Genomic DNA, 19,537 nt, shown 5'->3' with positions numbered 1-19,537 from the left:
GAAGACTTCCGCTCTTTCCATGTGCTATCCCAGGGTTGGTCCGCATAATTTGGGGCATGGAGGTGTTTCCATGCCCCTGTCTTTTTGGAATTTTTTAGTTCAAATGAGCGAGAATCCCGCACTGTCCGGCACTGTTTTGCTCACCCTGGCCGTTCTGCTGGTCAACGGCTGGACCGACGCCCCCAATGCCATTGCCGGGGCGGTGGTAACGGGAGCTCTCCCCTTCCGGCCCGCGGTGGTTATGGCGGCGGTTTGCAACTTTCTGGGCGTTCTGTGCGTCACTTCGGTAAACGCCTCAGTAGCGGAGACGGTATACTCTATCGCCTCCTTCGGCGGCGGGACCAAGGCCGCCTTCACCGCTCTGTGCGCCGCTATGACGGCCATTGTGCTGTGGGCGGCGGCGGCTTGGCTCTTCGGCATCCCCACCAGCGAGAGTCACGCCCTGGTGGCCGGCATCTCCGGGGCGGCGGTGGCGCTGGAGGGCTCCTTCTCCTGCATTCGCTGGGGCTGCTGGGCCAAGGTGGGACTGGGGCTGATTTTGTCTGCCGCCGCCGGATTTTGGGCTGGAAAGGCGGTATACCGGGGGCTGAAACCCGTAAAGCTATCTCACCGTACAGTCCTTCTGGCCCAAGTCCCTGGGGCGGCAGCGGCGGCGTTCCTCCACGGTGCGCAGGACGGACAAAAGTTTATTGGCGTCTTTCTGCTGGGCTCCGCGCTGGCCCAGGGGCGGGCCGACGAGGGGACCTTCCTCATTCCCCTGTGGCTCATGGCCCTGTGCGCCCTGTTTATGGCCTTGGGGACCCTTATGGGGGGCCAAAAAATTATCGACACTGTGGGCCGGGACATGGTAGCACTGGGACCCCGGGAAGGTCTGGCCGCCGACCTGGGCAGCATCGCCTGCCTGCTGGGCGCTACCCTGCTGGGTCTGCCCGTCTCCACAACCCACACCCGCACCTGTGCCCTGCTGGGGGTCGGCTCTGTTGGAGCCGCCCGCCCTGACTGGGCCGTCGCCGGAAAAATCGCCCTGGCCTGGGTTCTCACCTTCCCCGGCTGTATGGCCATTGGGTACTGGATGGCACGGGTATTTTTGACGCTGTGACAGTCCGCCTGTCCCGGTGTTAAACTGCCCAGGAAAGCACGAAAGATAGAGGGAGTTATGTATGGTACAATATTTTTTTGCCTCACCGTCAGATATCAAGGCGTTATTTCAGAAAATTGAGCAGAAGATTGATATACGCTATGTATGGGGCGCTGATGTTGCTCCAAGCCTTGATTTGTTGGACATATTTGATTCATGTGATGAAATTGACTGTTTTGGGTACGCCGTTGATCCCACATATTGTTTCGATATATATAACCGTGATACGACACTCAACCCCGTCCAAAATGCCCGCGGCTATTATTTTTCTAATGAGCGTGTCCAGTTGCGCATTTGCAATACCGTCACAGACGCGCGCCCAGACTGTGTGATGGTGATGAACGAATTATACTGTCCGCCTGGGGTGCAAAATTCAACTCGAAACCTGTTTCTGGCCATCAAACGGGCTATGCAGAAAAGCTGGAAAAAAATTGACGGAATCCTGTATGGCCCGGAGGTTTTCCAGGAACGGGAGCGTCTGGTGTTTTTGGGAGATACGACATTTTCCTTTTCCGGGGAAAAGCAGTATACCACAACATGGGAGACATGGATTGACTTGCTGGCTCCAGAACTCAAGAATACACGGTTCCTCTGTCCTCCTCCAGAGCGAACCCTGCATTTTTACGCATCTTCTCGGGATATGCTGGCATTTTTCCAACAGTTGGAGACACGGCATACTTCTATGCAGTATTGGTGCGGAACAGAAGACGCTCGGTTTGACCATGTCTGCCAACTGTTTTCTGCGCGGTTCCAGGACGATAAAATACCAAAATCATTTCATGCACTGGATTTGTACACGCATAACGCCATCGACGTAACTCTGGGTGGGCTCAGGACAGATATCAAAGGGATTGTTGTTCCAGGAAACATCACCGCTATGCGCGCCCGCCCCATATATGGGGGAACCCTTCTCCGAACGGTAAACCGACTGCTGGAAGAACGATTCCACACAACGGTCATAAAACACTATGGCACCCACTATATAGGGCCTGATATCTGGCAGAGGAAGGAGCAGATGATCTTTGACAATGGAGACCCCCGATTCCGGTTTGTGAATGGCGGGTACGTAAATGTGTGGCGGAGGGACTGGGACGCTTTCCTGTTGTCGGCAGGTAATTCTCTGTGAGCCCCGCGCACCCTCTCCCCCGCCTGCGCATAGTCTAATCTGGAAGCAACCGTACAGGCGCGCGCCTGCGAGTCTTTCAGAAAGGGTTCTTACATCGTGTTACAGGCACTTACTTGGGCCGCCGGGGGTACGGGTTTCACCGCACTGATGACCGCCGCCGGGGCTGCTGTGGTCTTTTTATTTCGCAAGGAAACCTCCCAAACGCTCCAACGGGTGATGCTGGGCTTTGCAGCCGGGGTTATGATTGCCGCCAGTATGTGGTCGCTGCTCATCCCGGCCATTGAGAAAGCGGAGGAGCTGGGACAGCCCGCCTGGCTTCCCGCTGCTGGAGGCTCCATCCTTGGCATCGGATTTCTGCTGCTCATGGACTTCCTCCTCCCCCACTTCGGGCCGGAGTCCTTCCACCGGGGGGCCTCCCCCAGCCGCACCGCCCTGCTGGTGCTGGCGGTAACCCTCCATAACATCCCGGAGGGCATGGCGGTGGGGGTCTCCTTCGCCCTGGCGGCCCAAAACGGCGACGCCGCCCTGCTCACCGCCTCCACCGCTCTGGCCATTGGCATCGGTATTCAGAATTTCCCTGAAGGGGCGGCCATTTCTCTGCCTCTGTATCAGGAGGGCATGGGAAAAGGCAAGGCATTTCTTATTGGCGCGGCTTCTGGCATTGTGGAGCCCATTTTTGCCCTGCTCACCGTACTGGTGGCGGGCACGGTCCAGCTGGTCCTCCCCTGGCTGCTGTCCTTCGCCGCCGGAGCTATGCTCTATGTGGTGGTGGAGGAGCTGATCCCAGAGGCCAACCTCTCTCAAGGCGGCCACTCCGGCACCCTGGGTGTTATGGCCGGGTTCCTCATTATGATGATTCTGGATGTAGCGCTGGGATAACACAAACCGTCCGCCTTGAACGTCAGGGCGGACGGTTTTTCAATGTCCCTCGATGTTGTTGGGGAAGGGAGCATCGGTGTTCATGTACAGCAGCCAAGTATCCTCGAAATCCTCAGGAACTGCAACCCTCTCCAAAAACGGGTAGAGGTAGGGATGTTCTTCCCGGGCCGCGCTGACCTGTGCCATGGGCTTGACCCAGAACGACCACTCATCCAGTGCGCCATACTCCTGAAGGACCTGTTCAATTTCCTCCAGATCAGCTCCGGTCCGGAAGATGACCGCCGACAGCATATCCACATGGTTGCCGGTGCCGGAGGTGTTGCCGGTCTCTGTATAGCTGTCCAAAATATCCACCTGCTGTAGATTTGCCTGAAGCAGCTCCAGCAGCTGCTCAGTTTGCCGGGTACTGGCGGCGTGGTTGGCCGCAATGCCAATGAACTCAAACAGTACAAACAGAACAAGCAGCGCCGCAGGGAGAAAAAGGGCCCCTTTTAATATGCGCTTCGCTCCTCTCATTCCGCTCCCCCCCGCTGCCAGGTCAGGCTGTAGCTGCAATCCAGACCAATAAACTCCTCAAAAACGGAGTAGCGGTCCCATGTCTCCACGTACATACGGTGAAACAAACAAATCCCCTTTGTTCCAGTATAACACAAGGACCGGCGAATGGCAATGACAATTACATCTCTTTTCTGATCTGCCGCAGGGCGTTTTTCTCCAACCGGGACACCTGAGCCTGGGAAATGCCGATTTCAGCGGACACCTCCATCTGGGTCTTGCCCTGGAAGAAGCGCATGGAGAGGATTTTCCGCTCCCGCTCGGTGAGGTGGCCAACCGCCTCCTTCAAGGCAATGCGCTCGACCCACATCTCGTCGTTGTTCTTGTTGTCCTTCACCTGGTCCATGACACAGATGGTGTCTCCGCTGTCGGAGTACACCGGCTCATAGAGGGACACCGGCTCCAGAATGGCGTCCAGGGCGAAAACCACATCCTCCCGCTTGATGTCCAGAATTTTGGCGATCTCCTCCACGGTGGGCTCCTTCTGGTGCTGAGCCATATAGGCCTCCTTGGCCTGGAGCACCTTATAGGCTGTGTCCCGCATGGCCCGGGATACCCGCATGGTGCTGTTGTCCCGGAGATAGCGGCGGATTTCTCCCACGATCATGGGGACCCCGTAGGTGGAAAATTTCACGTCCAAGTCGGTGTTGAAGTTGTCAATGGCCTTGATGAGGCCAATACACCCCACCTGGAACAGGTCGTCGGCGTTCTCCCCCCGGTTGGCAAAGCGCTGAATCACCGACAGCACCAGCCGAAGGTTGCCGGCAATCAGCTCCTCACGGGCCTGCTTGTCCCCCGCTTTCGTCTTCAAAAGAAGCTCGTGGGTCTCGCTGCTTTTCAATACCTTCAGCTTGGCGGTATTAACCCCGCATATCTCAACTTTATGCTGCATGACAAAGACCTCCCGCCCGTGATACTATTTCCAGTATCTCCGGAGGAAGGTCTTTCATACGGCCCGGCCCAGGGCTAAATTTTTTATCGTCAGACGGTTTTCGATGGATTTTTGGCCGGTCAGGAATTATACAGCCAGGCCTGAAGGTGCTCCTCATCCATAACACCAATCCCCGCCTGCTCCAGCAATCTGGCGGCCAGACCCCAGCCTCTTGTCAGGGTTCGGGTGAAAGTCCCGTCGTAGATTTCCCCGCTGCCGCAGGAGGGAGAACGGGCCTTCAATATGGCCACAGTACACCCGTTTTCCTGGGCAATCTCCAGCACCCGTCTGGCCCCGGTCAGATACTCCTCGGTGACGTCCTGGCCATCCTGGGTCAGTACCCGCCCGTCCGGCTGGAGCTCGGCGGGAGAGCGGGGCACGTCCAGTCCGCCCAGCAGCTCGGGACAGACGGGGATCAGGTTGTGTCCCGCCCGGTGAAGCTCAATGATTTGCCGGTCCAGCCGGCTGGCTCCGTCATACCGGCAGGGTTCTCCTAAAAAACAGTGGCTGACTAAAATGTTCATACTACCTCTCCTTCGGCCGTTTGTTCAGTTTCAGAGTAACGCCCTGTTTTTGGGCCTCGGCCTTTAATGCCGCAGCAGCTGTTAAGGCTTTCTCCTTGATAGGCACCTCCCCTGACCCAGCCTCCAGTATCTCCCCAAAGGCCCGGCACAGACCGTCCAGCTCCAGCAGATAGGCAGCCAGACAGAAAAAGCTCTTCCGCTTGCTGTCGTTCCAGTCCGCCAGCAACTGGTCCAGGATTGCCCTCCGCTCCTCCAACTGCTTTCGGTAGGCGTCCAGTCCCACCTCCTCCGCCCGCTTCAGGTCTTGGAGCATCTGACTGTGGGGCAAAAAGGAGTCATACTCCATAATCTTCTCAAGCCGTTTGCAGGGAAACCGGGAACACTGGCTGCAAAATTCCCCTGCCTTCTGCTCTATAGCGCAGCGGGCAACAGCACAGCTTTGATTGCCATCCCCTCCGCCGCATCCGGGACAGTATTTGTTGATGTGCATGGGACACAGCAGGCAATTCAGCCCGCACTGGGAAAATTCCAGATGCTCCCGGCGAAAATTCTTCATAGCCATCTCCTACAAAAAGCGGCCCACCCTTCGGTGAGCCGCTGCGGGCATAAGTCAATGGGTCAGATAGTACCTGACCAAAGTCTGAAGCAGTTCGTCTCTGTCCGCCTTGCGGATAAGGGCACGGGCGTTGTTGTGGTTGGTAATATAGGTGGGATCCTCGGACAGGATATAGCCCACAATTTGATTAATGGGGTTATAGCCCTTCTCCTGCAAGGCCTGATATACCGTGGTCAGGATGGCCTTGATCTCCCTGTCACGCTGGTCGCCCAGGCTGAATTTACGGGTGAAGTCCATCTCTTCCATGCCAACGCCTCCTAAAGTCATCTTTCTCCCGTTGAGCCGCAACGGTTTTCTAGCCCTAGTCTACTCCAAAACCCCGGTCCTGTAAAGACCTTTCGGAAAAATTTAATCAAAATGAAACATTTCTGCCCTGGATGCCCTGAACGCACCCTACCCCTTTCGGATGATCGCCGCAGCTGCAATCTGGAACACCACCGAAGCAGCGGCCAGATAAAAGACGTACTCCACCCCCCAGGTATTCCAAATCAGCCCCATCACGGGGGAGGCAATAATAGCCATCACGTGGTCCACGCTCAGTCCCACCGACAGGGTCTGGGTGACCTCGCCGGGGTCCAGAGCGATGGAGCGCATCATATAGGAGTGGACCATACTGAACTGCTCAAAAAGAACGCACAGCACATAGGCCCCGAAGACCAGCCAAGTCAAGGGGTCCGCCACCGTGAAGGAGCCCCCCGCCAGAACCCCGGCCAGGGCCCCCATCACCGAGAAGGTGACAGCGATGTAAATGGCCTCCGCCCACAGCATCCTCCGAACCCCCAGCCGGTCCAGTATCCTGCCGATGACAGGGGCAATCAGCGTACCGGCAAAGTGAGTCACAATGGTGAGCAGAGCCACCGTGTCCGCCCCCTGCCCCAGCAGATTGATAATGACCCAGGGGGCAAAGACAATACGGATACGCTTCTGGCAACCGTAGGCCAAGGTGACCATGTAGTAGGGCATATACTGGCGGCGGAACAGCAGCTTGTGGTTCTTCACGCTGCTCTTTTGGGGGATGGACAGGGCCATCAGCGCCAACAGCACCACTGCCCCGGCGGTCGTCACTGCGCCCAGGGCAAAGGGCAGGACTGTCTTCTTCTCAAAGCTGAAAAAGCCAGTCCGGAAACCGAAGAAGACCAGCACCGCCGCCGCCATATTGAACAGGGTGTTGACCCCTTTAAATTTTCCCAAGGTGGTCCCCACCTTGTTCTTCTCTGCCAAATCCATGGAAATAGCGTCATTGAGGGGCATGAACAGATGCATTCCCAGGGAGTGGACAAAGAGAAAGGTAAGCATTACTCCATAGCTGGGGGACATCCAGCCCAAGACCACAAAGCCCACCAGCACCAGAGCCTGAGCTGCCACCGACATCCACAGACTGCCCATAAAGCCCAGCGCAGCCACCAGCACCATACACAGAATGCCGGGGCTCTCACGAGGGATCTCGATGAAACCCCGCTGAATAGAGTCGATGTGGAAGGCCTCGTTAAAGTAGTTGGAAAAGATGTTGTTTCCGAAGCCGTTGGCCAGCGCAGTCAGAGCCAGCACCGCCAGAAAAACTCTGACGGCCCACTGTCGTTTTTGCTCGGTCATGTGTGATCCTCTCTCCTAAAACGCGATATCCTGATATCCAGTCTCATCGATTTCCTCATCCACCAGCCGGATGCCAATTCCGTTGCAGTCCCAGTCTCCGCTGGCCCACTTGTAGCTGAACAGCAGATACAAACACCGTTTTCCCTCTCGGCAGAGCTCCGCAATACTGTCGGATTCTATCACGATGCCGTTCAGTGTGACCCACTTGACCATCTCCTCCACCGACTCAAGCTCGGGCCACCAGGCGGCAGACTCCTCCGGGTCGTCCGGACCATAGGCGAAACGCTCCTCCTCGTTGTAGTAGCGGATGATCTCCTTGATGACAGTCTCCTGGAGTTCCGGCCACTTGTTCAGAAAGGCGCGGCAGGTCTCACGCTGGCGGTCCGAAATCTCGGTCTGGCTCTCATAGCAGGAGTCAATCATCAGTTCAAGCTCTCGAATCTCTCCAAAACTGTCCAGCTTCAGATGGCCGTTCCAATAACAGCCGTCAAAGTCCAGTTCTCCAAATACGCAGTCTGTCATCATAGCGTATCCTCCTCCGCCCGGTCCAGGGTCTCCTCCGGGTCAAAGGGGGGCGCAGACGCAGGGGAGGCAGCCGGCGAGGTGACGCCCTGGCGGTATCTCAGCTCCTGCCACTGCTCCTTGGTAATCAGCAGCTGACGGGGTTTGCTGCCCTCAAAGGGCCCCACAATGCCCTTCTCCTCCAGCTGGTCCACCAGGCGGGCAGCTCTGGAGTAGCCCAGCTTCAGTCGGCGCTGGAGCATAGACACAGATGCCTGTCCCGTTTCAATGACCACCTCTGTGGCGGCGTCAATCAGCTCGTCGTAGCCGCCGTCCACATCGTCAGGGGCGGAGCCGCCCACCCCCTTGGAGCCCTTGTCCTTTTCGGCGGCATTGTGCTCGATCTGTTCCATCACCGCGTTGTCATACTGAGCCGCGCCGCTGTTCTGCTTCACAAAGCCCACCACAGCGGCCACCTCCGGGTCAGAGATGAAACAGCCCTGGACTCGCTGGGGTTTGCCGCTGCCCAGGGGGGCAAAGAGCATATCACCACGGCCCACCAGCTTCTCTGCGCCCTGGGTGTCCAGAATGATACGGGACTCCATAGCGGAGGCCACAGCAAAGGCAATGCGGCTGGGGATGTTGGCCTTCATCAGGCCGGTGATGACGTCGGCGGAGGGGCGCTGGGTGGCGATGACCAGGTGCATTCCGGCGGCACGGCCCATCTGTGCCACGCGGCAGATGGATTCCTCCACCTCCTTGGCGGCCACCAGCATCAGGTCGGCCAGCTCGTCAATGACTACCACAATGAAGGGCATCTTCTCCATGTCCGGGCTGCGGGCGGCCAGGGCATTGTACTCCTCCAGCTTGCGCACGCCCACCTCGGAGAAGGTTCGGTAGCGCTTCATCATCTCGGTCACCGCCCATTGCAGCGCACCTGCCGCCTTTTTGGGGTCGGTGACTACGGGGATAAGCAGATGGGGAATGCCATTATAAATGCCCAGCTCCACCATTTTTGGGTCCACCATAATCAGGCGGACCTCCTCAGGGGATGACTTATACAGCAGAGAGATAATCAGAGAGTTGGTACAAACCGACTTGCCCGAACCGGTGGTGCCGGCAATCAGCAGATGGGGCAGTTTGTTAATATCCCCCACAATGGCCTGGCCGCTGATGTCCTTGCCCACCGCGAAGGAGGCCTTGGACTTGCTGTCAGTAAAGGTCTTGGAGCCAATGACGGAGTGGATGCTCACCGGGGATACCACCTTATTAGGCACCTCGATCCCCACCACAGAAATTTTATCCGGGATGGGTGCGATCCGTACGCCGGTGGCACCAAGTGCCAGGGCTATATCATCGGACAGGTTGGTCAGCTTGTTCAGCCGCACCCCCTGGTCCAGCTCCAGCTCATACCGGGTTACCGAGGGACCCCGAACCACGTTGATGATATCTGCATCAATCCCAAAGGAGTGGATGGTGTCGGTGAGACGCTGGCGGTTGGCGTTCAGCTCGCTGAGTGCCTCGCCGCCGATCTCCCCCGCCCCTTCCTTCAGCAGAGACAGAGGCGGATACTGATAGGGGCCGGTCCCCTGCCCCATGGCCTGCTGAATCTCCGCAGAAACCTCCACCGCCTGGGCGGCGGCCTCGCTGGGGGTCACCTTGGCCAGCTCCGGCTTGGAGACAGTGAGTGCAGGGGACGCCGGCTTAGACACAGGCGCTCCCGGCGAGGGAATGGGCTCGATGGGGGTTGGGGCGGCGGTTACCGGGCTGAAGGAGGAACCACCTTCTCTGGCGGGCTCCTCCTCAAACTCCAGATCCAGTGCCTGAGAAACACGGGGATGGGTTATGGGTTCCGGCTTGGAAATGGCCAGATAATCCTTGCTGCTTCGGGTCACGGGTTCCGGCCTGGCCACAGGGACCTGCTCTGGCTCCCTCTCCTGCCCCTCCTCTCCAGGCTGCAGCAGCTGGTCCGGGGTGGGGACCCGGGGACTGCGGTCAAAGAAACCCTTCTTTTTGGCGCTCTCCCTGGTATATACCAGAGGACCGTCGTCCACCGGGATATCGATGGCCGCCCGGGAGGACCGTGGACGGGAGACGGGTTCCTCATAGCTCTCCTGACGGCGTCCTCTGCGGGGAACAGGCTCGGGTTCCGGCTCGTACTGGGGCCGCTCTAAAATCCAGCGGGCCACATCAAACACCGTGCGGTTGAAAGCCGCCAGCCCCATCAGAGTCCCCGCCAGCACACAGACAATCACCGCGCCAATCTTGGAAAACAGCGCGGTAAAGCCCTGTCCCAGCACACCGCCCAGTACGCCGCCTGACTGCATCAGCCGGCCGCTCTCGGTGAGGGCCCCCCACAGCTGACCATCCCACTCCAGGGGCTGGACCAGCAGGCAGTGGAGCAGCACGGACAGGACCAGAGGCAGCAGCAGGGTACAGCTCAGCCGCAGGGCCACAGGGCGTCCCCGATGAAATACCAGTACATAGGCCCCCATCAGCAGTGCGGGAGGCATCAGCCAGAAGCCGTAACCCAGCAGCCCCTTGAGCAGGTCGCAGAGGGCCTTAACAAAGATGGCATTGATGTTAAAGCAGCCCAGGGCAGAAAAAACGGCCAGCAGCAGACAGACCACCGCCCCAATCTCCCGGCGGTAGGGCTGCTGCTTGGCCGCCTGCCGGCTCCTGCTGCTTCCTTTGGAGGAGGAAGCCGTCCTGCGTCCGCCAGAACTGCTCCGGCTGGCGCTGGAAGAGCGGGAACCGGAGGCGGTCCGGCTCCCTCCTGTTTTCTTCTGTGTCGCCATATGGTAATCGTTCCTTTCAGGATAGTGGGAAATGGGGACCTCTCCCCCACCAAGTGATAGAAAACTGCATATTCGCAGAAGTTTAACCCCCCGCAGGAATCAGGGTCCAGTCCATCAGATTCAACAGCAGGAAAAGGATGCCGGCCCCCCAGCAGTAGAAAGCAAAGGCGCCAAACCTCCCCTTGTCCGTCAACAGCTTCACCAGCTGTATGGAGAAGTAGCCCACCACTGCGGCCACCACCATACCAATCAAATAGCTGAGCAGATTTTCTGTGGGGATCCCCCCCTCCAGCTCCAGTGCGTCCAGCACCTCCAGCAGAGTGGCGCCCAGCACGGCGGGCAGAGACATGAGGAAGGAGTACCGCACGGCAAATTTCCGGTCAAATCCCCGGACCATGCCGGCGGAGATGGTACAGCCGGAGCGGGACAGCCCTGGTATGGTGGCGCAGCCTTGGGCGACCCCTACCAGCAGCACATCCAGCAGGGTTGCACTGCGCACCGTCTTGTGTCCCCGGGCCATCTGGTCTGAGAGGAAGAGGATGCACCCGGTTACTAACAGGGCGCAGGAGACAAAAATGGGACTGCTGCCCAGGGCCTCCACCCTATCCTTAAAGGGCAGGACCAGAAACAGCGGCAGAGTGCCCACAATAATCAACAGCACCATGCGCCGCGCCTCCGGCGGATTGCCCCGGTAGTTTTTGTGGGAAAACAGGTCAATGAAGAAGGAGAAAAACTCCGTAATCATCTCCCAGATATCCCGCCAGTAGACCACACACACCGCCAGCAGGGTTGCAAAGTGAAGCAGGACATTGAACAGCTGGTCGGGCTCCTCCATGCCGAAAAAGTGTTGGAACAGGGTTAGATGCCCTGAACTGGAGATGGGTAAAAATTCTGCCACGCCCTGGACAAAGCCCAGGATGATCGCCTTAAAGCTGGTCAATGGTATGTACCTCCCCCATAGAACGAATGCCTATAAAATCACTAATTACTATATTAGCACAAGACGGGGAAAAATTCCAGTATTTTTCTTATTGTGTTATGATAGGAAAATGGCAGGGATGCCCCCGCCATTTCAGCATTTTTTCTCCTCAATCATCTCATACAGCCGCCCCATCGCGTCAGACAGTCCGCCGATTCGGTCGATGAGGCCCAGCTCCACCGCCTCCTCACCATAGATGACGCTGCCCACGTCGGCGGCCAGCTCCCCGGTTTGGAGCATCAGTTTTGTAAAGGCCTCCCGCTTTACATTGCTGTTGGCGGTAACAAACTGCAAAATGCGCTCCTGAATGCGCTCAAAATAGTAGAAGGTCTGGGGTACACCGATGACCAGGCCGTTGAGCCGCACCGGGTGAATGGTCATAGCCGCCGAGGGGGCGATGAAAGATTGCTTTGCCGACACCGCCAGCGGAACCCCGATGGAGTGGCTTCCCCCCAGCACCAGGGAGACAGTGGGCTTGGACATGGAGGCGATGACCTCCGAGATGGCCAGCCCCGCCTCCACGTCTCCCCCGCCGTTGTTCAGCAGGATAAGCAGGCCGTCGATCTGCTCACTCCCCTCCAGGGTTGCCAGCAGGGGCAGGACGTGCTCGTACTTGGTGCTCTTGCTGGTGGGGGGCAGCAGCTGATGGCCTTCGATCTGCCCCACGATGGTCAGCACGTAGATGTTTCCTCGGGCGCTGTGGATCACCGAGGAGCCCAAATCAATGATAGGCTGAATGTCCCCCTCCTGGGGCAGCTGGTCTTGGTTTTCGTCCATGGTTGGTCCCTCCTTTTTGGGCTAGTCTGTGCCAAAAGGAGGATTTTAACCCTCAAAATTCCGCTCTACTTTTCGTGGGTTGCCTTTTTGCCCCCTCCGCGCTACACTGGAGGCACAGAAAGGAGCGCGATCTATGGACAACATACAATTTGGCGTCTGTGTGGCCCAGCTGCGGAAGGAACTGGGGATGACCCAGAAGGAGCTGGCGAACAAGCTGAATGTCACTGACAAGGCGGTGTCAAAGTGGGAGACAGGCAAGGGCTTTCCTGACCTGAAAACATTGGAGCCCCTGGCCCAGGCGCTGGGGGTGTCGCTGGTGGAGCTGATGCAGGGGCGGCGGCAGGAAGCGGAGACGCTGACAGTGTCCGAGGCGGACGCGGCGGTGTCTCAGGCCATGGGGCAGTGGGAAAAAGCCACCTCTCTTCGGTATTTGCGGCTGTTCCGGTATTTTTTGACCGGCAGCAGTATTTTGAGCCTGCTGTGGCTGCTCACCACTTTTTTCAGCTCTGTGTGGACGGAGCTGGTCAAAGGCATCTACCTGTCCCCCGCCGCAGCGGAACTAATCGGCGGGGCCGACGGCCATACCGCCATCCTCACGGTTACCGGCACCCTCTCCCCTGTGGAAACTTTCCTGGCACTGGGCGTCCCCCTTCTTCTGCTGATGATCTGTGTCATCCTGGCCGTCAAGGTCCGGCGGCTGGAAAAAAGCTGAAATAATTTGTGCTGATCTACCCCTCCAACCTGTTATATAAACGAGGCCTCAAAAAACGAAGGGGGGTGCGCCGATGAAACAGGAGACTGTACTGGAGCTGTTTGACCGCTGTGGGGATAGCGTATACCGTGTGGCGCTCAGCTATCTTCGCTCCCCCCAGGAGGCGGAGGACGCCGCACAGACCGTATTCCTCAAGCTGCTGGAGAGGGATATCCAGATATATCCAGGCAAGGAGCGGGCATTTCTCACCAAAATGACTGTTAATCACTGCAAAAACCTCCTCAGCGCGGCCAAACGGCAGGGCACCGTCCCGCTGGACGAGGCGGTCCTGCTGGCACAGCCCGAGGACCGGGAGCTGTTCCGGGCGGTCATGGAGCTGCCGGAGCGGTATCGAACCGTGGTCTGCCTGCACTATTTTGAGGGGTATTCCTTCCAGGAAATCGCTCAGCTCCTTCACATCGGCGCCTCCGCTGTCTCTATGCGGCTCTATCGGGCCAGAAATATGTTAAAAAAACGGGTTGGGAGGTATTGATATGGATCAGAACTTGAAACGCATCTCCAGCGGGCTCAAGCTGCCCCCGGAGAGCCGGGAACGCATTCGTGCCCGGCTTGCCTCCTGCCAGGACCAGAAGGAGGATATCCCTGTGAAAAAAGGCAGTATGAAACCCCGCATCCCTCTGATTGCCGCCGCCGTTGTTATGGCAATGGCCCTCACCCTCACCGCCGGCGCGATATCAAGGCAGTTCTTCCGGAACGATATTATTGTGGACTGCCGGGAAGAAATCCCGGACCCGGCGGATAACAGCACCGCCCCCGGCTGGGTAGTCTTCCCTATCCCCAAACCGCCCTCCACGCTGGAGAAAATGATTGAGAGCAACCGGTTCAAATCGGACGGCTGGTCGTCCATAGAGACGATTGACGGCGGTATGGCCACTGGATATTTCCGATGGGACGGGTTTGAGCTTTTGGACAGCACGCCGGCCCTCCGCAGCCGCCGGGTCACCCGGGCGGACGGCGCGGAAAAGCTGGAGTACACCGCCGAAAATCCCGTCAGTCTGGTGGATACGCTGACCGGGCACATCTCCTTCGACCTGTCCTGGATGGGGCAGCACTACGACTATGTCCCCGACGCCAACTTCTCCTATGTGATTACAGACCCAAAGGGCAGTTATGTGGAGGAGACACTCGGCGCCCTCTATGTAAAGCCGGACGAGAGCGCATATGTCCAATTGACGTTCGACAATACCGCTGAGTATGATGGTTCCGGCCTCTCCTATGTTATCAGCGGAAGCTTTGAGGTCGCCTACTACTACACCAACTCAGACGGTTATGAGTTCTTGATTCAAATGGACAACGGCAACGTCTGGGCGTCCTGCAGGAGCGGCCACTCCAACATCAGCCTGTACGGGGCGTATCTGACCGAAGACGAAATCGAGGATATCCTGGACAATCTGTCGCTGTTTTTCCCGGAATAAGCGGCGATGGAACCCGGTCTGCCGGCGGCTGGAGAAAAAATTGAAATGATCCCAAACCGGTCCCGCCTGTTGGTGGGACCGGCCAGTTTTTTCTTGACAGAGCGAAAAACATGATGTACACTTCATGTGAAGAACACTTTATGTTTTGAGAAAGGAGGGTGCGCTTGAAAAACAATATCCGCCAAGTCCGCAGCGCCAAAAGACTGACCCAGCAGCAGCTGGCCAACCAGGTCTACTGCACCAGCCGGACCATCCTCGCCCTGGAGAAAGAGGAGTACAACCCCTCCCTCCTGCTGGCCTACCGGCTGTCCCTGGCTCTGGAGGTCCCCATGGAAGAGCTGTTTAAGCTGCGGGAAAACAAAGAGAGGGAGGATCAAAAATATGAGGCTTTATAGCAAAAAGGACCTTCGATACGGCATATTGTATACAGCTCTTGGGCTTCTCCACCTCTGGCAGAACCGGGGACAGCTGGACTCGCTTCCCCCTGCCGATTGCTTCATCCTGGCCTGCTTATCCGTCGGCGTATGTATCAGCTTTTACACCGCATTCAGCAGAAAACATGGCATGAGGGCCTGGATTGAGGAGCATGACGAGCGAGAAAAGCTCCTCCAGCTGAAAATCTACCGTATCTCCTTCTGGATCTGCCTGATCTGCCTGTTTCTCCTCGGCGGGCTGTTCAGAACCCATGCCGCCGATGAGGCGACGGGATATGTGGGAACAGGAATGCAGCTCTCCGCGTTTCTGCTGCTCCTCCTCCGCGCCCTGATCTGCGGCGTCTGCGGCCTGCTCCAAGCTCCTGAACAGACAGAAAGCGCCCAATAAAGACAGTGCCCGCCGGAGACGGCGGGCACTTGGATTTTAAATCGCCTCAAAAACCGCTTTCATACCCTTAAAGGTCATATAGCAGTCCAGCTTGCCCACCGTCTCGAAGGGGGCGTGCATGGACAGGACAGGGACCCCGGCGTCCAGGGTGTCAATGTCCCGCTGGGCCATATAGGCCGCCACGGTGCCGCCGCCGCCGGCGTCCACCTTGCCCAGCTCCGCCATCTGCCAGACCACGTTGGCGCTGTCCAGGATACGGCGCACCCGGGCCACCACCTCGGCGGAGGCGTCGGAGGCCCCCGACTTGCCCCGGGCCCCGGTGTACTTGCACAGGCCCATGCCGTAGTTTACAAAGGCGCTGTTGCGCTTCTCGTAGACGTCGGCAAAGTTGGGGTCGTAGGCGGCGGTGACATCGGCGGACAGGCAGAAGGATTTTTCAAAGCAGGCCCGCAGGGCCACCCCCTGGGCCTCGCACAGGTCGGTCATAAAGGTGTCAAAGGCGGCGGACTTCATGCCGGTGACCCCCTCGGAGCCGATCTCCTCCTTGTCGGCCAGCATACACACAGCGGTGTACTCGGGCACGGACAGCTGGAGGAGGGCGGCCAGGCAGGCGTAGGCGCACACCCGGTCGTCGTGGCCGTAGGCGCCGATGAGGGAGCGGTCAAAGCCGATGTCGCAGGCGTTAAAGGCGGGGACGGCGGACAGCTCGGCGGAGATAAAATCCTCCTCAGTGATGCCGTACTTCCGGTTGAGAAGCTCCAGAGCGGCCAGCTTCACCCGCTCCTTGCCCTCGTCCCCCTCCAGGGGACGGCTGCCCACCAGGATGTTCAGATTTTCCGCCGGGATGGCCTCCCCCAGGGGCTTCTTGGACTGCTCCGCCCCCAGGTGGGGCAGCAGATCGTCAATGGTGAACAGAGGGTCGCCGGGGCCGTTGCCGATGGACACCCGGATCACCTGGCCGCTCTTCAGCGCCACAACCCCGTGGAGCTCCAGGGGGATGGTCACCCACTGGTACTTCCGCAGGCCGCCATAGTAGTGGGTCTTCAAAAAGGCCAGCTCCTCCGCCTCATAGAGAGGATTCTGCTTCAGGTCCAGACGGGGGGAGTCGATGTGGGCCGCCCCGATGTTGGCCCCCTGGTCCAAGGACTTCTTGCCGATGACCGCCAGGGTGAGGGCCTTGCCCCGGTTCACCCGGTAGACCTTGTCCCCCGCCTTCAGGGCGGTCCCCCGGACATAGGGTCGGAAGCCGGCGTTCTCCGCCAAGGCAATGGCCCGGTCCACACACTCCCGCTCGGTCTTGCCCGCGTCCAGGAACTGCTTATAGCCGGTGCAGTAGGACTCTACCGCCTCCATCTCCCCCGGCTGGAGCTTGTCATAGCCGTTCTTCTTTTCATACAGCAGTGCTTTGCGCAGCTGTTCGCCTCTGGTCTGTTCGTTCAGTTCGTCACTCATGGGAATGACCTCCTTTATGATACTCGTTTTCTATTATAAGCGGGATTAGGGCTCTTCACAATCCCACTGAAAAAATTCTTCCATTTTTTTCGTCACTTCTTCGGGACTCCGCGTCATCGTCTCAGCCAGGGTCTTCTGCCCCTCCTCTGTCCAGCGGTATAAATGGACACGAAACGCGGCGGTGCGCATCTCCTCGTTGGACCATTCCTCCAGATCCAGGTATAGCTCAGGGTCCCGCGTCCGGTTGACAAACATGGCGATGTCCCGCTCCCAATGAAGATTGGAAAAAAGCTCCGGCGGCGCCAGAAAAGTTTTCAAAAAATCGGGGTCGCAATAGTCACTGTCAAAGGTGTTCCACAGCGCCGTCCACCCCGCCTGGATTTTCAGAGAAACAAACGTTCCGCCGGTGTTGGGCCAGGACTGAAGCTGGGACAGCGCCTGGGATAGCGCCTCTTGGTCAACACCAGAACGCACCATTACCACCTGGGGCGGGCCCACCTGGGGAAGCTTGGTCAGGGTCAGCCGGAATTGATCTCCCTCACGCTCCGCAAGGATGGTCTGGCCGTAGTCCAGATGCCGGTGCTTTGGCTTCCGCTCCCGATGCTGGTACTCCAGCTTCAAACCGTCCTTGCTGTTGGCGGTCACCGTCCAGCAGATGTGTAAGGGAATGGAAAGCAGCTCTTGCTTGTGCCGCTCCCTCCATCCCCGCCAAATGGGAAGCTCATCCAGCTGGGCGAAGGGCCGCCATTTCAAGCCGGAAATTTCAACGGTCAGCGGCGGCAGCGCCTTGATTTCAGTGCCGCCAATCTGCATCCATGTCTGTTCTACCCGCAGCACAAACCGGCTGGCGGTCTCCTCCTGAACCTCATAGGCATAGCCATGCCGGGAGCGGGTGGAAAAGAGAGAAAACTGTTCTCTCTCCATATCCAAAATCAATAATACAATGGTTCGCTCCGGATACTGTGTCTTCAAAAAAAGATAGGTCCCATCCTGGCTGTATTTCGGTTTTCGCTCTGTCAGAGAGCTGACGCTTTTGTTGAACAGCAGCTCCGGACGCTCCTTGTTCCGGAACAAGGCCAGGGAACAGGTCACAAAGTAGCGCACTTCATAGATTGCATAAATCAGACATGCAGTATCAGATTTTAGGGACTCCACCAGGATATAGCTGCCCTTCTCCGAAGATCTGGGAGAGCAGCAGGGATGATACCAGTCACTCAGCGCCCCGAAATCCCAGCGCCAGCCCTGGAGCATGATCCCCTCCTCCAGAAGCTGCGCCAAAAAATCTCCGGCCTTTTGGGAAAATTCCTCCGCGCTGGCGCAGTCGTTGACCAGAACACGGTCGCAGCCCTTCACATACTTGTTTCCGTGCACAAAATAGCCGTCCGGCTTCTGGGCCCTAACCCGGGACCAGGCGTACTCCTCAGAAATGCCCTCCCGGACCATGATACGCCTGACCCGGACCTCCGTAGACGCCAGAACTGCCACTGTAATATCGCATATACTCCATAACTGGCTCTCCTGCAAGGAAATCGCGTCCACCGCAATCAGGGTCCTGCCCTCCTGGCGGGATTGGTCAATCCGCTGAAAAACCCGGGAACACACCCAAATCGAAACGATATTATTCAGCTGCTTCAGCTGATCCGGGTCGTTGAAGACGATAGTCCCCAGCTTCTTCCGGTCGATCTTCCCGGAGGCGTCCCGCAGCGGTCCGAAGGCCTGTTCCAGCTTATCCTGTAAAGCGGTATCGCTTTCCAGCATTTCATGGTACACCGCGTCACAGTCGATCACTGCGCCCCCCAGCTTTTCCACCTCCCGCAGGAGGGTTGTCTTGCCCGCGCCGGTGGGGCCGGTTATCCCCAAAATCATCATGGTCAACGCCCCTATCCTTTCCGATTTCCACTTGTCCCAGCCTGATTTGCAGCTCCAGCCGCCGGGCCTGGGTAAAGTTCCAAAGTGGGATAAACAGAGCCAGCCGGTTCACCTGTACCTCCGGGGCCGCCCGCTGAATCTGCCGCACCCCCCGCCAGTACCACCAGCACTGGAGTACATAGAGCGCCGCCAGTCCTGCCAGAATCCCCCAGATCAGGCCGTAGTCCAGCAACGTGTTCTGCTGTGCGATGATTGCTCCAATAAACAGAACCAGCAGCAGACCGGCGGTGCCCATAAAGGCCACCAGCCCGGCCAGCATCACCAGCCACGTCACAGCGGCAATGCCCAAAAAGCTCCCCTGCTCCAGCAGGCTTGCCGCATGGTCCAGGCCCTCTCCCCGCTCCTTCCGCAGCAGCGCATAGGCTGACAGCAGGAGAAACGCCCCTAAACAGCTCAAGTCCCAAGAAAAACGCCACTCCATGCCGTCCAGCATGATCATACCGCCCCACCCCAGTAGGACGGGCAGGGAAAATGCGGCCATAGCCTTGGAAAAACTTCCCCGCAGGCTCAGCCGCCCGGTCAGGTCCAGCAGGACCAAAACCGCACAGACCGCCGGAACGGCCCACACCGCCGGTCCCATCATCTCAAAGCTGAAGAGCACTATGCCTAAAATCAGATAGCTGCACCCGATGGCTGTCTGCGCCGCGTAGTTGAGATAGGTCAGAACTTCTGCCAAATTCATGCTGTCAACCCCTTTCCATGCTCTCAGCATAGCGGAAAGGGCTCCCGT

General features: G+C 58.1%; 21 protein-coding genes. 8 read left to right on the top strand and 13 right to left on the bottom strand.

Annotated elements, in window-relative coordinates; all coding sequences use genetic code 11:
- The first annotated feature begins 70 nt into the window (after nt 1–70).
- The 3 genes from D1646_RS14825 to D1646_RS14815 all read left to right on the top strand — a co-directional run bounded on the left by D1646_RS14825 (nt 71) and on the right by D1646_RS14815 (nt 3,143).
- Nucleotides 71–1,099 (top strand): inorganic phosphate transporter, encoded by a 1,029-nt coding sequence (locus tag D1646_RS14825; RefSeq protein WP_160637211.1) that lies wholly within the window; start codon nt 71–73, stop codon nt 1,097–1,099.
- 61 nt (nt 1,100–1,160) lie between these two features.
- The gene (locus tag D1646_RS14820) at nt 1,161–2,264 is read left to right on the top strand and encodes a hypothetical protein (RefSeq protein ID WP_160637210.1); all 1,104 of its coding nucleotides are present in this window, start codon (nt 1,161–1,163) and stop codon (nt 2,262–2,264) included.
- Between the two features lie 147 nt (nt 2,265–2,411).
- The gene (locus D1646_RS14815; protein ID WP_160637221.1) at nt 2,412–3,143 is read left to right on the top strand and encodes a ZIP family metal transporter; all 732 of its coding nucleotides are present in this window, start codon (nt 2,412–2,414) and stop codon (nt 3,141–3,143) included.
- Between the two features lie 39 nt (nt 3,144–3,182).
- On the opposite strand, the gene D1646_RS14810 is transcribed toward D1646_RS14815, so the two are convergent.
- The 10 genes from D1646_RS14810 to D1646_RS14765 all read right to left on the bottom strand — a co-directional run bounded on the left by D1646_RS14810 (nt 3,183) and on the right by D1646_RS14765 (nt 12,417).
- Nucleotides 3,183–3,659, bottom strand: a complete 477-nt coding sequence (locus D1646_RS14810; protein ID WP_160637209.1) for a hypothetical protein — start codon at nt 3,657–3,659, stop codon at nt 3,183–3,185.
- Nucleotides 3,660–3,819: 160 nt separating this feature from the next.
- Nucleotides 3,820–4,590, bottom strand: coding sequence for an RNA polymerase sporulation sigma factor SigG (gene sigG, locus D1646_RS14805; RefSeq protein WP_160637208.1), 771 nt, complete (start codon nt 4,588–4,590; stop codon nt 3,820–3,822).
- A 119-nt stretch (nt 4,591–4,709) separates the two neighbouring features.
- Nucleotides 4,710–5,153, bottom strand: a complete 444-nt coding sequence (locus tag D1646_RS14800; protein WP_160637207.1) for a DUF523 domain-containing protein — start codon at nt 5,151–5,153, stop codon at nt 4,710–4,712.
- Nucleotide 5,154: 1 nt separating this feature from the next.
- Nucleotides 5,155–5,709 carry a DUF3795 domain-containing protein gene (locus D1646_RS14795; protein WP_160637206.1) on the bottom strand — a complete coding sequence of 185 codons (555 nt, stop codon included), beginning with the start codon at nt 5,707–5,709 and terminating at the stop codon, nt 5,155–5,157.
- Nucleotides 5,710–5,763: 54 nt separating this feature from the next.
- The gene (locus D1646_RS14790; RefSeq protein WP_201754700.1) at nt 5,764–6,015 is read right to left on the bottom strand and encodes an IreB family regulatory phosphoprotein; all 252 of its coding nucleotides are present in this window, start codon (nt 6,013–6,015) and stop codon (nt 5,764–5,766) included.
- 147 nt (nt 6,016–6,162) lie between these two features.
- A complete protein-coding gene (locus D1646_RS14785) occupies nt 6,163–7,362 on the bottom strand; it encodes an MFS transporter (RefSeq protein ID WP_160637205.1) in 1,200 nt (399 codons plus the stop codon).
- Between the two features lie 15 nt (nt 7,363–7,377).
- Nucleotides 7,378–7,887 carry a hypothetical protein gene (locus tag D1646_RS14780; protein WP_160637204.1) on the bottom strand — a complete coding sequence of 170 codons (510 nt, stop codon included), beginning with the start codon at nt 7,885–7,887 and terminating at the stop codon, nt 7,378–7,380.
- Complete coding sequence (locus D1646_RS14775) at nt 7,884–10,661, bottom strand: DNA translocase FtsK (protein WP_160637203.1); 2,778 nt, start codon at nt 10,659–10,661, stop codon at nt 7,884–7,886. The genes D1646_RS14780 and D1646_RS14775 overlap by 4 nt, the downstream gene beginning before the upstream one ends.
- Nucleotides 10,662–10,743: 82 nt before the next feature.
- Nucleotides 10,744–11,601, bottom strand: coding sequence for an undecaprenyl-diphosphate phosphatase (locus D1646_RS14770; protein ID WP_160637202.1), 858 nt, complete (start codon nt 11,599–11,601; stop codon nt 10,744–10,746).
- 132 nt (nt 11,602–11,733) lie between these two features.
- Nucleotides 11,734–12,417: an ATP-dependent Clp protease proteolytic subunit gene (locus D1646_RS14765; protein WP_160637201.1), complete on the bottom strand. Its 684-nt coding sequence runs from the start codon at nt 12,415–12,417 to the stop codon at nt 11,734–11,736.
- A 133-nt stretch (nt 12,418–12,550) separates the two neighbouring features.
- On the opposite strand from D1646_RS14765, the gene D1646_RS14760 reads away from it, so the two are divergent.
- From D1646_RS14760 to D1646_RS14740, 5 genes are all read left to right on the top strand, one after another.
- A complete protein-coding gene (locus D1646_RS14760; RefSeq protein WP_160637200.1) occupies nt 12,551–13,129 on the top strand; it encodes a helix-turn-helix transcriptional regulator in 579 nt (192 codons plus the stop codon).
- Nucleotides 13,130–13,202: 73 nt separating this feature from the next.
- On the top strand, nt 13,203–13,661 hold the full coding sequence (locus D1646_RS14755; RefSeq protein ID WP_160637199.1) for a sigma-70 family RNA polymerase sigma factor: 459 nt from the start codon (nt 13,203–13,205) through the stop codon (nt 13,659–13,661).
- A gap of 1 nt (nt 13,662) precedes the next feature.
- Nucleotides 13,663–14,604, top strand: coding sequence for a hypothetical protein (locus D1646_RS14750; RefSeq protein WP_160637198.1), 942 nt, complete (start codon nt 13,663–13,665; stop codon nt 14,602–14,604).
- A 164-nt stretch (nt 14,605–14,768) separates the two neighbouring features.
- Nucleotides 14,769–14,999 carry a helix-turn-helix domain-containing protein gene (locus tag D1646_RS14745; protein WP_160637197.1) on the top strand — a complete coding sequence of 77 codons (231 nt, stop codon included), beginning with the start codon at nt 14,769–14,771 and terminating at the stop codon, nt 14,997–14,999.
- Nucleotides 14,986–15,426: a hypothetical protein gene (locus tag D1646_RS14740; protein WP_160637196.1), complete on the top strand. Its 441-nt coding sequence runs from the start codon at nt 14,986–14,988 to the stop codon at nt 15,424–15,426. Before D1646_RS14745 ends, D1646_RS14740 begins: the two co-directional genes overlap by 14 nt.
- Nucleotides 15,427–15,462: 36 nt before the next feature.
- Here D1646_RS14740 and D1646_RS14735 read toward each other — a convergent pair whose 3' ends face one another.
- The 3 genes from D1646_RS14735 to D1646_RS14725 all read right to left on the bottom strand — a co-directional run.
- Nucleotides 15,463–16,878 carry an aminopeptidase gene (locus tag D1646_RS14735; RefSeq protein WP_160637195.1) on the bottom strand — a complete coding sequence of 472 codons (1,416 nt, stop codon included), beginning with the start codon at nt 16,876–16,878 and terminating at the stop codon, nt 15,463–15,465.
- A gap of 45 nt (nt 16,879–16,923) precedes the next feature.
- Complete coding sequence (gene coaE, locus D1646_RS14730) at nt 16,924–18,747, bottom strand: dephospho-CoA kinase (RefSeq protein WP_160637194.1); 1,824 nt, start codon at nt 18,745–18,747, stop codon at nt 16,924–16,926.
- The coding region (locus D1646_RS14725) for a hypothetical protein (RefSeq protein ID WP_207709442.1) at nt 18,653–19,537 on the bottom strand (885 nt) is incomplete at its 5' end. The genes D1646_RS14725 and coaE, both read right to left, overlap by 95 nt.

Origin of the sequence: Pseudoflavonifractor sp. 60 (genome assembly GCF_009911645.1) — a bacterium.
In the GTDB taxonomy this organism is placed as follows: Bacteria; Bacillota; Clostridia; order Oscillospirales; family Oscillospiraceae; genus Lawsonibacter.
Note: the sequence above shows the minus strand (reverse complement) of the source record. Positions and strands in the feature narration are given on the sequence as shown.